The 12,592-nt window shown below is 65.4% G+C and carries 12 protein-coding genes and 1 pseudogene; 8 read left to right on the top strand and 5 right to left on the bottom strand.

All coding sequences use genetic code 11. The features are described from left to right. Positions 1–69 precede the first annotated feature (69 nt). From ACNANG_RS18690 to ACNANG_RS18655, 8 genes and pseudogenes are all read left to right on the top strand, one after another. Positions 70–1,056, top strand: a complete 987-nt coding sequence (locus ACNANG_RS18690) for an isopenicillin N synthase family dioxygenase (RefSeq protein WP_420224267.1) — start codon at positions 70–72, stop codon at positions 1,054–1,056. A 180-nt stretch (positions 1,057–1,236) separates the two neighbouring features. Beyond that, entirely contained in the window at positions 1,237–1,794 is a 558-nt protein-coding gene (locus tag ACNANG_RS18685; protein ID WP_420224266.1) for a GNAT family N-acetyltransferase, read from the top strand. A gap of 176 nt (positions 1,795–1,970) precedes the next feature. Then, a complete protein-coding gene (locus tag ACNANG_RS18680) occupies positions 1,971–2,702 on the top strand; it encodes a response regulator transcription factor (protein ID WP_420224265.1) in 732 nt (243 codons plus the stop codon). After that, positions 2,702–4,176: pseudogene (locus tag ACNANG_RS18675) on the top strand (sensor histidine kinase). Before ACNANG_RS18680 ends, ACNANG_RS18675 begins: the two are co-directional and overlap by 1 nt. Further along, positions 4,173–5,135 (top strand): LysR substrate-binding domain-containing protein, encoded by a 963-nt coding sequence (locus tag ACNANG_RS18670; RefSeq protein WP_420224264.1) that lies wholly within the window; start codon positions 4,173–4,175, stop codon positions 5,133–5,135. The pseudogene ACNANG_RS18675 and the gene ACNANG_RS18670 overlap by 4 nt, the downstream one beginning before the upstream one ends. 122 nt (positions 5,136–5,257) lie before the next feature. Beyond that, complete coding sequence (locus tag ACNANG_RS18665; RefSeq protein WP_420224263.1) at positions 5,258–6,238, top strand: tripartite tricarboxylate transporter substrate binding protein; 981 nt, start codon at positions 5,258–5,260, stop codon at positions 6,236–6,238. 249 nt (positions 6,239–6,487) lie between these two features. Further along, positions 6,488–7,405, top strand: a complete 918-nt coding sequence (locus ACNANG_RS18660; RefSeq protein WP_420224262.1) for a PA domain-containing protein — start codon at positions 6,488–6,490, stop codon at positions 7,403–7,405. Between the two features lie 107 nt (positions 7,406–7,512). Then, entirely contained in the window at positions 7,513–7,803 is a 291-nt protein-coding gene (locus ACNANG_RS18655; RefSeq protein WP_420224261.1) for a hypothetical protein, read from the top strand. A gap of 67 nt (positions 7,804–7,870) precedes the next feature. Here the strand turns inward: ACNANG_RS18655 and ACNANG_RS18650 are convergent, their stop codons facing one another. From ACNANG_RS18650 to ACNANG_RS18630, 5 genes are read right to left on the bottom strand one after another with little or no spacing between them, the layout of a single operon-like run. Further along, on the bottom strand, positions 7,871–8,860 hold the full coding sequence (locus ACNANG_RS18650; protein ID WP_420224260.1) for a branched-chain amino acid ABC transporter permease: 990 nt from the start codon (positions 8,858–8,860) through the stop codon (positions 7,871–7,873). Continuing rightward, positions 8,857–9,744 (bottom strand): branched-chain amino acid ABC transporter permease, encoded by an 888-nt coding sequence (locus ACNANG_RS18645; RefSeq protein WP_420224259.1) that lies wholly within the window; start codon positions 9,742–9,744, stop codon positions 8,857–8,859. The genes ACNANG_RS18650 and ACNANG_RS18645 overlap by 4 nt, the downstream gene beginning before the upstream one ends. Beyond that, positions 9,741–10,958, bottom strand: a complete 1,218-nt coding sequence (locus ACNANG_RS18640) for an ABC transporter substrate-binding protein (RefSeq protein ID WP_420224258.1) — start codon at positions 10,956–10,958, stop codon at positions 9,741–9,743. The genes ACNANG_RS18645 and ACNANG_RS18640 overlap by 4 nt, the downstream gene beginning before the upstream one ends. A gap of 30 nt (positions 10,959–10,988) precedes the next feature. Continuing rightward, on the bottom strand, positions 10,989–11,702 hold the full coding sequence (locus ACNANG_RS18635) for an ABC transporter ATP-binding protein (protein ID WP_420224257.1): 714 nt from the start codon (positions 11,700–11,702) through the stop codon (positions 10,989–10,991). Then, a complete protein-coding gene (locus ACNANG_RS18630) occupies positions 11,699–12,472 on the bottom strand; it encodes an ABC transporter ATP-binding protein (RefSeq protein ID WP_420224256.1) in 774 nt (257 codons plus the stop codon). Before ACNANG_RS18630 ends, ACNANG_RS18635 begins: the two co-directional genes overlap by 4 nt. Between the last annotated feature and the right edge of the window lie 120 nt (positions 12,473–12,592).

Genomic DNA, 12,592 nt, shown 5'->3' with positions numbered 1-12,592 from the left:
GTCCTGCGGTGCCGATCGCGGGGACGCGCCCCGCGCGGCAACTCCCCCTTTTTCCTGATCGGAGGCGTCATGCCCTTGCTTCACGTTCCCATCATCGACATCCAGCCTTTCCTGCACGGCGACGACAGCGCCAAACGCGCGGTTGCCCGCGAAGTGGATCGCGCCTGTCGTGACATCGGCTTCCTGATCATCTCGGGCCATGGCGTCGCGCCCGACCTGCTGGCCCGGATGCGCGCCGTGTCCAACGCCTTCTTCGATCTGCCCATGGCCGAAAAACGGAAGGTCGCGCAACCTGCCAAGGATGTGACCCGAGGCTATATCGGCATCGAACAGGAATCGGTGGGCCGGTCTCGCGACGCCACCGCGACGGCGGGTGACCTCAACGAAAGCCTGATGATCGGCCCGGTCGACGCGGTGGACCCGGACTATGCGTCGGCGCCCGCGGCGGGCAAGCATTTCGCGCCCAACCTGTGGCCCGAGGCGCCCGCCGACCTGCAAGACACCTTCAGCACCTACTACCGCGAAATGGGCCGGCTTGCGACGCAGCTGATGCGCATCTTTGCGTTGGGGCTGGGGCTGGACGAACACCACTTCGATGCGTCGGTGGACAAACACATCAGCCGGCTGCGCGTGCGCAACTATCCGGCGCAATCAGAGACGCCGGTGCCCGGCCAGATCCGCGCAGGGGCGCATTCCGACTACGGCAGCCTGACCATCCTGGCGACCGAAGACAAACCCGGCGGCCTGCAGGTGTTCAATGCCGCGGGCGAATGGGTGGACGTGCCCATCGTGCCCGACTGCTTCATCATCAACATCGGGGATCTGATGGCCCGCTGGACCAACAATGCCTGGGTGTCCACCCTGCACCGCGTCGTCAACCCGCCGGCCGACGCCGGTGCGGCCAGCCGTCGTCTGTCGGTGGTGTTCTTCCACAATCCCAACTACGACGCGGAGATCCGCTGCATTCCGACCTGCACCGGGGACGCGCCCAAGTATCCGGCGACGACGTCCGGCGAACACCTGCGCACTCTGTTCGTGGCGACGCAGAACGCGTAAGGGTCTGAACGCGTGGCAGTCTGAACGCGTGACAGCCTGAATGCGCCACGGCCGGACTGCTTGACTGCCGAACCGCGTGACGCCCACTACTGGAGCGGGCGACAGTGACCCGCTTCGCCTGCCACCCGCTCGCCTGGTATATCGTTGACGGTTTCCACGAGTTCCGTCCAGAGCGCCCGCATGACTTCAGCCCCATCCTTCCTCGTCCGAGACGCGACCGAGATCGATCTTGCAGCGATCGAAGCCATCTACCGGCCCTATGTCCTGACGAACCTGGCCACCTTCGAAGAAATCCCGCCGGCCATCGATGAATTGAGCCGGCGGCTATCCACGGTGCGCGCATTGGGCCTGCCCTACCTGGTGGCGGAGCGGGACGGCCAGGTCGTCGGATACTGCTATGCGAACACCTACCGCGCGCGGCCGGCCTATCGGAACACGATTGAAGACTCGGTCTACCTGGCCGACGGCATGGGCGGCCAGGGCATTGGCAAGGCATTGTTGAGCGCGCTTATCGAGCGATGTGCGGAAGGCGGCTGGCGCCAGATGGTCGCCGTGATCGGCGACAGCGCCAACACCGCCTCGGTCGGCCTGCACCGCAGCCTGGGCTTCCAGATGATAGGCACCATGCCCGCCGTCGGCTTCAAGCTCGGCCGCTGGGTCGACACCGTCATCATGCAACGCCCCCTGGGCCAAGGCGCGGACACCCCGCCCGAGCCGCTGAAGACGCAACGAACCTGACATCACCGCGGCGTCCTAACGGGGACACCGCGGATCCGGCTTTGCCGGTCCGCCAGTGTCGCCCCTAGGGGGGGAAAATTTCATCATTTGTGATCTATTCTGCCGCCGTGATTGGCGACAATGACGACTGCCGCGCCAGCTGACCGGGGCGGCACTCCTTTACCCACCGGTGCGCCATGGACATCCAGAAGCGGGTGCTGATCGTTGAAGACGACACCCATATTGCCGAACTGCTGCGCATGCACCTGCATGACGAGGGCTATCAGGTCGAGCACGCCGCCGACGGCACCGCCGGCCTGCGCCTGCTCGAGGCAAGCGGCTGGGACGCCCTGGTGCTGGACCTGATGCTGCCCGGCATCGACGGCCTGGAATTGTGCCGCCGCGCCCGCGCCATGACACGCTACACCCCGATCATCATCATCAGTGCGCGGTCGAGCGAGGTGCACCGCATACTTGGCCTGGAGATCGGCGCCGACGACTACCTGGCCAAGCCGTTCTCGATGCTGGAACTGGTGGCCCGGGTCAAGGCGCTGCTGCGGCGCACCGACGCCATGGCGCGCAACATGAAGATCGACGCAGGCAACCTGGACATTGGCGGCGTGTCCATCAACCCGCTGGCGCGCGAAGCCACGGTCGACGGGGTGGCCATCGAGCTGACGCCCCGCGAGTTCGACCTGCTGGTGTTTTTCGCGCGGCACCCGGGCACCGTCTTTTCGCGCATGGACCTGCTCCATCATGTCTGGGGCTATCAGCACGACGGCTATGAACACACGGTCAACACCCATATCAATCGGCTGCGCATGAAGGTGGAGGCCGATCCCTCGGCGCCGCGCCGCATCCTGACCGTCTGGGGCCGCGGCTACAAATTCGCGGGCGCGGCCGCACCCGCCGACGGGGACACCCCGTGATGCGCCTGTCCCTGTCCCAGCGGCTGTCTGTCGCCTTCGCAGTACTGCTGCTGATCAGCTGCGGCGTGTCGGCCATGCTGCAGATGCGCGCCAACACGCAGCACGAGCAGGAAACCGTGCAACGCCTGTCGGCCGGATTGGCCGGTCACATCGCAAGCAACAGCGAACTGATGGACCGCAGCGGGTGGAAGCCGCAGGCAGTGCGCGACCTGTTCAACAAGCTGATGGCGGTCAATCCGAGTGTCGAGGTCTACCTGCTGGATCGCGACGGCCACGTGGTGGCCAGCGGCGCGCCGCGCAGGCTGCGGCGGGATCACGTCGACCTTGCCCCGATCCGCCAACTGCTGGCGGGCCACGCCCTGCCCCTGTTCGGCGACGATCCGCGCAGCCCGTCCGGCCGCAAGGTGTTCAGCGCCGCGCCGCTGAAGGTGGGCGACGAAGACATGGGCTATGTGTATGTGGTGCTGCTAGGTCAGGCGCACGACATGCTTGCCGCCGACGTGGCCGCCAGTTCGGTGCTGCGGACGACCTTGTGGTCGCTGGCCGTGGCTGGATTCGGCATTCTGTTCGCCGGCCTGATCGCATTCCGCCTGATCACGCGTCCACTGCGCAGCCTGACCGATACCCTGCGCCACTTCGATACCGACGGCGCGGCGCTGGCCGCCCTGGCTCCGCCAGGCGCCTTGCCCGACGTCGACAAGGAACGCGACGACATCGTGATCTTGCGGCAGGCCTTTGCGCAAATGGCGCAGCGGCTGGCCGAGCAATGGCGGCAACTGGCGCGCCAGGACCAGCAGCGGCGCGAGATGGTCGCCAATATTTCGCATGACCTGCGCACGCCGCTGACGTCACTGCACGGCTATCTGGAAACACTGGCCGTGAAAGGCGACAGCCTGGATGCAACCGAGCGACGCCGGTACTTGGAGATTGCGCTTGGCCAGAGCCGCAAGGTGGGCCGGCTGGCGCAGGAGCTGTTCGAACTGGCGCGGCTGGAGTCCGGCACCGTCCAGCCCGAACCCGAGACCTTCTCGTTGCCCGAACTGGTCCAGGACGTGCTGCAGAAATGCGAATTGGCCGCCGAAGCCCGCGACCAGCATCTGGTGGCCGACATTGCGCACGACCTGCCCCCGTCCATGCGGACCTCGGCATGATCGAACGCGTACTGACGAACCTGCTGGATAATGCGATCCGTCACAGCCCGGCCGGCGGACGGATCGAAGTCGTGCTGCGCAAAGGCCCGGCGGGGGTGGATGTGGAAGTCAGCGATACCGGTCCGGGCATTCCCGCCGCCGCGCGCGACAGCCTGTTCCTGCGGCCGTCCAGCCTGGGCGGATCGGCCCGGCGCGATGGGGGTGGCCTGGGGCTCGTGATCGTCCACCGTATCCTGCAACTGCATCACAGCGACATCCGATTGATCGACGTGCCCGCCAAGGGCGCGGTTTTCCATTTTTCGCTTTCCCCTTCGACCGCATGAAAGGTTCACGCAATTCCCTGTCTTCGCTACGTGTGTTCCTGGCCGCGGGACGCCACCTGAACTTCAGTCGCACCGCCGAAGAACTGCACCTGACGCAGAGCGCGGTCAGCAAGCACATCCAGGCGCTGGAAGAACGCCTGGGCACCGCCCTGTTCAAACGCACGCCCACCGGCCTGCGCGTGACCTATGCCGGGGCGCTCTATCTTGAAAAGATCACGGCCGCAGTCCGCCTGATCGACGAAGCCGACGCGCTGGTCGCGCACCCCAATGCCCGGGTCAATCTGAACATTGCGGTGTCGCCCTCCTTCGCCCAGTACTGCCTGATCCCGAATCTGCAGGAATTCTTCGAGATGCATCCGGAGATCCGCATCAACGTGCGCCCGCGCCTGATGCTGGGCCGCGACAAGGCCGAACGATTCGATGCCGAGATCCAGTTGCACACCGGCTATGCGTCGGGCATGGCGACGCAGCTCCTGTGCGGCAAACGAATGGCGCTGGTTGCGTCGCCTGCCTTGCTGGCCCGGCAATCACTTCGCAGCGTGGCCGATCTGGACAAGGTGACGCTGCTCAAGCGGGCGCAGCGTGGCTATGGCTGGGATGACTGGAAGGCTGAAGCCGCGCCGGCCTGGGCCGGCCCCAGCCCGAGCGCGCCCGAGTACGAAGGGTTTTCGTTGCTGCTGCCGGCACTGCTGCACGGCTTGGGCGCTGCGGTGGTGCCGCTGTGCCTGGTGGGCGATGCCCTTGCCGATGGCACCTTGGTCAGACCGCTGGGTGAATCGGTGGAAGGCCGTTACGGCTACCACCTGATGCTGCCGCGCCCGAACCAGGGCGGGCCCTATCTGGACGCATTCAGCACGTGGGTGACCCAGCTTGGCGAGCGGCTGGATGGTGCCGGGAATACCGATCTCGACGGCGCCCCGGGCAGTCGGCGGGAAGACGGCCAGGAAACCGGCTTGTAGCAGGCCCCCACCATCACCCCCAGCCATTCCAATCAGGAATAGCGCATGCCGATTCTTCGCTGGTCCGTCGGCCTAGTGGATCGCACAATGCGAGCAAGATGAACTTCCAGGCACGCACAGTCATGAATTCCAGGAATACCCTTGCCGCATTGCTGGCCGCCGGCCTGACCGCCGCGGCTGTCGCCGCTCCCGCACAGGCCGCGTATCCCGACCGTCCCATCAAGATCGTCGTGCCATACGTGGCCGGCGGCAGTTCTGACGTGATCGCGCGAGCCATCAGCGATGAGCTGGGCGCCGTGCTGGGCCAGTCGGTGGTGGTCGAAAACCGCGCCGGGGCGGGGTCGATGATCGGCACCGGGTACGTGGCCAACGAAGCGGCCGACGGCTACACCCTGTTGATCGCCGACGTTCCCTTTACCATCGTGCCCGCGCTCTATCGCGAACGCGTGAAGTACGACGTGCAGAAGGACTTTGCGCCGATTGCCTTGCTGGGCGTCGCGCCTACCTATCTGTTCGTGAACCCGTCGTTCCCAGTCAAGACCGCGCCTGAACTGGTGAAGGCTGCCAAGGAACGCCCCGGCACGATCTCGATCGGATCAGGCGGCAATGGCGCGCTGACCCATCTGATGGCCGAGCTGTTCATGATCAACACCGGGAGCCAGCTGGTGCATGTGCCCTACAAGGGCGCCGGCGCCGCCGTCAACGACCTGGCCGCGGGCCAGATCCAGACCAGCTTCACGACCATGGCCAGCGCCAGCGCCCTGTACCAGGCCAAGCGCCTGCGCCCGATCGCGGTCAGCAGCCCGCAGCGCCAGAAGGATACGCCCGAGGTGCCGACCTTCCAGGAAGCCGGCATTCCGAACATGACGGTGGAAAGCTGGTGGGGCCTGGTCGCCCCGGCCGGCGTGAACAAGCAGGTGCTCGACACCCTGAGCCAGGCAATGACCAAGGTCATGCAGGCCACGCGCGTCAAGGCCCGCATGAGCGCCGTTGGCGTCACGGCCCCGGCCGACACCAGCCCGCGCGCCCTGGAAACCCTGGTCAAGGTCGACCTGGCCCGCTGGAAGGACGTCGTCCAGCGCGCCGACATCAAACTCGAATAAGCGGTAGCAACCGCAACCTCCGCAGGGGCCCGGCACGGGTCCACGCAGCACACACTGGCCCGCTTTCGGGCCAGTCGTCCATGGACCTCGCACAGCACGGGCGACCTGCACCATCAAAGGATGACAATGAGCGACTGGATAGCACGCGCCGGGCAGGACCCGGCCTTGATGAACGATTTCACGACCCTGTGCGGCTTTGGCGGGCGCCTGGCCGGCAGCGGCCAGGAAGACGCCGCGATGGAATGGGCGATGGAACGCCTGCGCGAGACCGGCGGCACGGTGTCCCGCGTGAACGTGCCGTATGACGGCTGGCGCTGCCTGGAAGCCAGCCTGCATCTGCTGGAGGGTCACGTCGCGGACGACGACGAAAGTGCCGCAGCCCCTGCGGCGTCCGCTCCGTCGGCGGCGTCTTCCTCATTTGAAAAAACCGGGAAATCTGCCACATCTGCCGCATCGGGCAACCTTGGGGCAACTGTGGCAATTTCCGGCATTTTTTCGGAAGACAAAGGTCTCCCCCTCGCCTGCAAACCCCTGCTTCGCTCCCTCGGCACGCCTGAGGGCGGCCTGGTCGGCAGCGTTATCGACCTCGGCCCGGGCCGCCTCGATGACTTCGACCGCGCGGGCGACACCGTGCGTGGCAAGATCGTCCTGGTCCGCCACGAATACCCGTTCTCCCCTACCCACATGCATCGCCGCCGCAAGTACGACCTGGCCGTCGCGCGCGGTGCGATCGGCTTCTTGATCGCCAATCCGCTGCCGGGCAAGGGTTTGCTGTCGGGCTCATCGGGCCGCGCGCGCGGCGGCCCGGGCATTCCCGCCGCTTATATCGACTTCGAGTCCGGCAAACGTATCGCCACAGCCTGCGCCGCCGGTCAGGCTCGCGTGCGCCTGGTCATCCATGGCGAAGAGCTGCCGGACGCATTGGCTGGCGTCGGCATCCTGGACCTGCCAGGCCGGACCGACGACCGCATCGTCATCAGCGCGCATATGGACGGCCACGACCTGGGGCAGAGCGCCCTCGACAACGCCACCGGGGTCGTCGTCGCGCTGGCTGCCGCGCGAGCCCTGGCGCCGCGCGTGTCCGATCGTACGCATGGTCTGCGCATCTGCTTTTTTCGGCCGAAGAATGGGCGCTGGCCGGATCGGCCCGCTACCTGGGCGGCCTGAGCGCCGAAGAACTCGGGCACCTCAAGCTGGACATCAATCTCGACACGGTCGCCGGGGATGACAGCCTGACCGCGCTGATCAGCGACTTTCCGGAACTGGAAGGATTCGTGGCGAACAGCGCGGCGCTGGCCGACGTGCCGGTGGCGACCTACCTGCCACTCATGCCGAACTCGGACCACGCCAACTTCGCGGCACACGGCATTCCGGCCATGCGCCTGCTGGCGGGTTTCGACAAGCCAGAGTCACGGGTCAACAACATCCTCTCGCCCGGCGACGTGCCATCGGTCGTGAAGGAATCGGAACTGCGGCAGGCCGTGAAGGTGACGTGCGCAATGGCCTGGCACGGCCTGACGATGTCAGGTCCGGAACTGGACGCCATGCAGCGCCGGACCGCCTGAGCACCAAGCCGCGCGCCAGGCGCTGCCCCGGCAGGCTGACCTGAACGCGATGGTCGGCCCACATCGATCAATGCGCGGCGGGTTGGCCCCGGCGCCGCGCAATGAACGCCCCCAGTTCCCCGACGATCCCGCGCCGGAAGGCCAGCACGCACACCACGAAGATGAGGCCGGTCACGATCGTGACCGACTCGCCCAGACCCGCAAACCACTCCACGCCCGTCATTCTGGCCAACGACGTGCCGAACTCGCCCACCTTGTTTTCCAGCAGCACGATGATGAAGGCCCCGATGATCGGGCCGATCAGCGTTCCCATGCCGCCGATGAGCGTCATCAGGATCACCAGGCCCGACACCTGCCAGACCGCGTCGCTGAGCGTGGCCGACACGAAAATGACGGCCTTGGTCGAGCCGGCGAGTCCCGCCAGCGCGGCGGACAGCACGAAAGCCAGCAGCTTGAACCGGTCTACGTCATAGCCCAGCGAGACCGCACGCGGCTCGTTTTCGCGGATGGCCTTGAGCACCTGGCCGAACGGCGAGTGCACCGTCCGGTAGATGATCGCCAGGCCGAGCACAAAGATGCCCAGCACCACGTAATACAAGGACAGATCGTTGCTCAGATCAACGACCCCGAGCAGCGTGCCGCGGGGAATCGACTGAAGGCCATCTTCTCCGCCCGTGAATGGCGCCTGCAGGAAGAAGAAGTACAGCATCTGCGCCAGCGCCAGCGTGATCATCGAAAAGTAGATGCCACTGCGGCGAATGGCCAGCGCGCCCATCACATAGCCCACGGCCGCGGCAACGGCCACGCCGAACAAGATGCCGAGTTCCGTCGGCAGCCCCCAGGTCTTGAGCGCATAACCGGTGGCATAGGCCGCGCTTCCCAGAAAGGCCGCGTGACCGAACGAGAGCAGGCCCGTGTACCCCATCAACAGGTTGAAGGCGCAGGCGAACAGCGCATAACACATGACCTTCATCACGAAGATCGGGTAGACGTTCATGAGCGGCAGCATGCCGGCAATGACCACCAGCACGGCGCAGGCCAGAAGTCGGCGGTTCATTTGGTTTTCCCGAAAAGGCCCGCGGGCCGGGTAAGCAACACCAGCACCATCAGCACGAAGACCACGGTGCTTGACGCTTCCGGATAGAACACCTTGGTCAGTCCTTCCACCACTCCCAACCCGAGCCCGGTCAGGATCGCGCCCAGGATGGACCCCATGCCGCCGATCACCACCACCGCGAACACCGTGATGATCAGGTTGGTGCCCATGAGTGGCGACACCTGCAGGATCGGCGCGGCCAGCACGCCGGCAAAGCCGGCCAGCGCCACGCCAAATCCATAGGTCAGGGTGACCATCAGCGGCACGTTGATCCCGAAGGCTTCGACCAGCCGCGGGTTCTCGGTGCCGGCGCGCAGATACGCGCCAAGCTTGGTGCGTTCGATCACGAACCAGGTCGCCAGGCAGATCACCAGCGAAGCGGCCACCACCCAGGCCCGATAGTTGGGCAGCACCATGAAGCCCAGATTGGTTGCGCCCCGCAACAGATCGGGCACCGGATAGGACTGGCCCGATACGCCAAAGAAACTGCGGAACAGGCCTTCGAGCAGCAGCGTCAACCCGAAGGTCAGCAGCAGCCCGTACACATGATCGAGCCGGTAGAGCCAGCGCAGCATCGTCTTTTCGATCACGATGCCGATCAGCCCCACCACCAGCGGGGCAACCACCAGCATGACCCAGTAGTTGATCCCGAAATAGGTCAGCCCCATCCAGGCGGCAAAGGCCCCGACCATGTACAGCGCACCGTGCGCGAAGTTGATCACATTCAGCAAGCCGAAGATGACGGCCAGGCCGAGCGAGAGCACGGCATAGAACGAGCCGTTCACCAGGCCAAGCAGCAGTTGCCCGAGCAGGGCCTGGGTCGGAATGCCGAAAATGTCTGTCATGACTTCTTCATGAGCGAGCACTTGGATTCAGCCGGCGTCGTGTAGACCTTGTCGCCGGGCAGCGTCTGCGCCACCTTGTAGTAGTCCCAAGGCGCCTTGGATTCAGCCGGCGTCTTGACCTGGAACAGGTACATGTCATAGACCATGCGGCCGTCGGCGCGAATGGTGCCGCCCTTGGCGAACATGTCGTTGACCTTGTTCGACTTGAACCACTTCATGACTTCGTCGCCGTCATCGGTGCCGGTGGCCTTGACCGCGTTCAGGAACAGCGATGCCGCCGAGTAGTCGGCCGCCTGCAGCGACGACGGCTTGCGCTTCACTTTCTGTTCGAACTTGGCGGCCCAGGCGCGCGAGTCGGCGTTCTGGTCCCAGTACCAGCCATCGGTCAGGTACAGGCCCTGGGTCGCCTGCAGGCCCAGCGTATGGATGTCGTTGATGAACACAAGCAGTCCGGCCAGCTTCATGCTTTTGGTCAGGCCGAATTCATTCGCTGCCTTGACCGAGTTGATGAAGTCGCCGCCCGCGTTCGCCAGGCCCAGCACCTGCGCCTTGGACGACTGCGCCTGCAGCAGGAAAGACGAGAAGTCGGACGAGGCGAGCGGTGCGCGGATCGCGCCGAGCACCTGCCCGCCATTGGCCTTGACCACCGTGCTGGTGTCGGCTTCGAGCGAGTGGCCAAAGGCGTAGTCGGCGGTCAGGAAATACCAGCTCTTGCCGCCCTGGGCCACCACGGCCGATCCGGTGCCGCGCGCCAGCGCGACCGTGTCATACGCATAGTGGACGATGTACGGGGAGCAGTCTTCATTGGTCAGGCGCGACGATCCGGCGCCGATCACGATGTAGGGCTTCTTCTTTTCGGTTGCGATCTTGGCCATGGCCAGGGCCGCCGCCGAGTTGGTCCCGCCGATCAGCATGTCCACGCCCTGCTGGTCGAACCATTCGCGGGCGCGGGCCGAGGCCACGTCCGGCTTGTTCTGGTGGTCGGCATACAGCAATTCGATCTTCTTGCCGTTGATCTGGCCGCCCGCGTCCGCGATGGCCATGCGGATCGCCTCGGCGCCCGCCGGCCCGTCGATGTCGGCATACACGCTGGACCCGTCCGTGATGAAGCCGATCTTGATCGTGTCGTTGGAGATCTTGGGCGCCTGCGCCTGCGCGGGAGCGCCAAGGGCAAGTCCGGTCGCCGCCAGGGCGGCAAGGATGCGGGTCTTCATGGTGTGTCTCCAGTCATGTGGAAAAGCGGGTCAGACGCCCAACAATTGATGCAGCGTGTCCTGCCGGGCGGCCAGCTCGGATGCCGCGAACGTCTCGACGATGCCGCCGTGCTCCATCACATAGAAGCGATCGGCCAGCGGCGCCGCGAAACGGAAATTCTGTTCGACCATGACGATGGTGTAGCCCCGCGCCTTGAGCGCCACGATCATTCGCGCCAGGGTCTGCACGATCACGGGAGCCAGCCCTTCGGAGATCTCGTCCAGCAACAGCAGATTGGCGCCCGTGCGCAGGATGCGCGCCACGGCCAGCATCTGCTGCTCGCCTCCGGACAGGCGCGTGCCGGGCGAATCCCGCCGCTCGTACAGGTTCGGGAACATGGCGTAGATGTCGTCGATCGACATGGCGCTGCCCTGCTCGGCCCGCGCAAGCGGCGGCGGCAGCAGCAGGTTTTCCTGGCAGGTCAATGACGAAAAGATGCCGCGTTCTTCCGGGCAGTAGCCCACGCCCAGATGCGCAATGCGGTGGGTGGGCATGTCGATGGCTTCGACGCCATGGATCTTGACCGACCCCTTGCGCGATCCGGTCAGGCCCAGCACGGCACGCAGCGTGGTCGTGCGGCCCGCGCCATTGCGGCCCAGCAGCGTGACGACCTCGCCCCGTTGCACTTCCAGATCGACGCCATGCAGGATGTGCGACTCGCCATACCAGGCGTTGAGTCCCTGCAGCTTGAGGGCCGCGGTCATGCATGCGCCCCTTCGAGTTCGGCGTCGGTCGTGCCCATATAGGCCTGCATCACCTCGGGATTGCGGGACACCACGTCATAGGTGCCCTCAGCCAATACCGCACCGCGCGACAGCACGGTAATCGTGTCGGCGATCGATGCAATCACCTTCATATTGTGTTCGACCATCAGGATCGTGCGGCCGGCGCTGACCTGCTTGATCAACTGCGTGACACGGTCGACGTCTTCGTGTCCCATGCCTTGCGTGGGCTCATCGAGCAGCATCAGTTCAGGTTCCATGGCCAGCGTGGTCGCGATTTCCAGGGCGCGCTTGCGGCCATAGGGCAGGTTGACCGCCAGCGTGTCGGCGAACGATGCCAGATCGACATCGGCCAGCAGTTCTCGGGCGCGCGGGTCGAGGCGGGTCAGGCGCTGTTCGCTGCGCCAGAAACGATAAGACTCGCCCGTTGCGCGCTGCAGCCCGATACGCACGTTTTCAAGCGCGGTCAGGTGCGGAAAGACCGCCGAAATCTGGAAGGAACGGATGATGCCGCGGCGGGCCACCTGGGCCGGACGTTCCCGCGTGATGTCATCGCCGTTGAACAGGATGCGCCCGGACGTGGGCGGCAGGAATTTGGTGAGCAGATTGAAGCAGGTGGTCTTGCCGGCCCCGTTGGGCCCGATCAGTGCATGGATGCTGCCGCGGCGCACCTTCAGGTTGACGTCGCTGACAGCGACGAAGCCCTTGAAGGCCTTGGTCAGGGACTGCGTTTCCAGTATCAGATCACTCATGGGGCGCAGGTCACAGGGTCGGGTGGATCCATTGTGGGGGAAATCCATGCCGTTGGAGCATAGGTGTTTGCCCGAGCGCCCATCCCTGAATACCGCCTGGGTCCCGACCGGAGGCGGCCT

Origin of the sequence: Pigmentiphaga litoralis, from assembly GCF_048632615.1 — a bacterium.
Lineage (GTDB): Bacteria > Pseudomonadota > Gammaproteobacteria > Burkholderiales > Burkholderiaceae_B > Pigmentiphaga > Pigmentiphaga litoralis_B.
Note: the sequence above shows the minus strand (reverse complement) of the source record. Positions and strands in the feature narration are given on the sequence as shown.

What these genes read in the sequence shown, in the direction of transcription:
- ACNANG_RS18690 (WP_420224267.1), top strand. Translation starts at nt 70, where the DNA reads ATGCCCTTGCTTCACGTTCCCATCATCGACATCCAGCCTTTCCTGCAC.
- ACNANG_RS18685 (WP_420224266.1), top strand. Translation starts at nt 1,237, where the DNA reads ATGACTTCAGCCCCATCCTTCCTCGTCCGAGACGCGACCGAGATCGAT.
- ACNANG_RS18680 (WP_420224265.1), top strand. Translation starts at nt 1,971, where the DNA reads ATGGACATCCAGAAGCGGGTGCTGATCGTTGAAGACGACACCCATATT.
- ACNANG_RS18670 (WP_420224264.1), top strand. Translation starts at nt 4,173, where the DNA reads ATGAAAGGTTCACGCAATTCCCTGTCTTCGCTACGTGTGTTCCTGGCC.
- ACNANG_RS18665 (WP_420224263.1), top strand. Translation starts at nt 5,258, where the DNA reads ATGAATTCCAGGAATACCCTTGCCGCATTGCTGGCCGCCGGCCTGACC.
- ACNANG_RS18660 (WP_420224262.1), top strand. Translation starts at nt 6,488, where the DNA reads ATGGAACGCCTGCGCGAGACCGGCGGCACGGTGTCCCGCGTGAACGTG.
- ACNANG_RS18650 (WP_420224260.1), bottom strand. Translation starts at nt 8,860, where the DNA reads ATGAACCGCCGACTTCTGGCCTGCGCCGTGCTGGTGGTCATTGCCGGC.
- ACNANG_RS18645 (WP_420224259.1), bottom strand. Translation starts at nt 9,744, where the DNA reads ATGACAGACATTTTCGGCATTCCGACCCAGGCCCTGCTCGGGCAACTG.
- ACNANG_RS18640 (WP_420224258.1), bottom strand. Translation starts at nt 10,958, where the DNA reads ATGAAGACCCGCATCCTTGCCGCCCTGGCGGCGACCGGACTTGCCCTT.
- ACNANG_RS18635 (WP_420224257.1), bottom strand. Translation starts at nt 11,702, where the DNA reads ATGACCGCGGCCCTCAAGCTGCAGGGACTCAACGCCTGGTATGGCGAG.
- ACNANG_RS18630 (WP_420224256.1), bottom strand. Translation starts at nt 12,472, where the DNA reads ATGAGTGATCTGATACTGGAAACGCAGTCCCTGACCAAGGCCTTCAAG.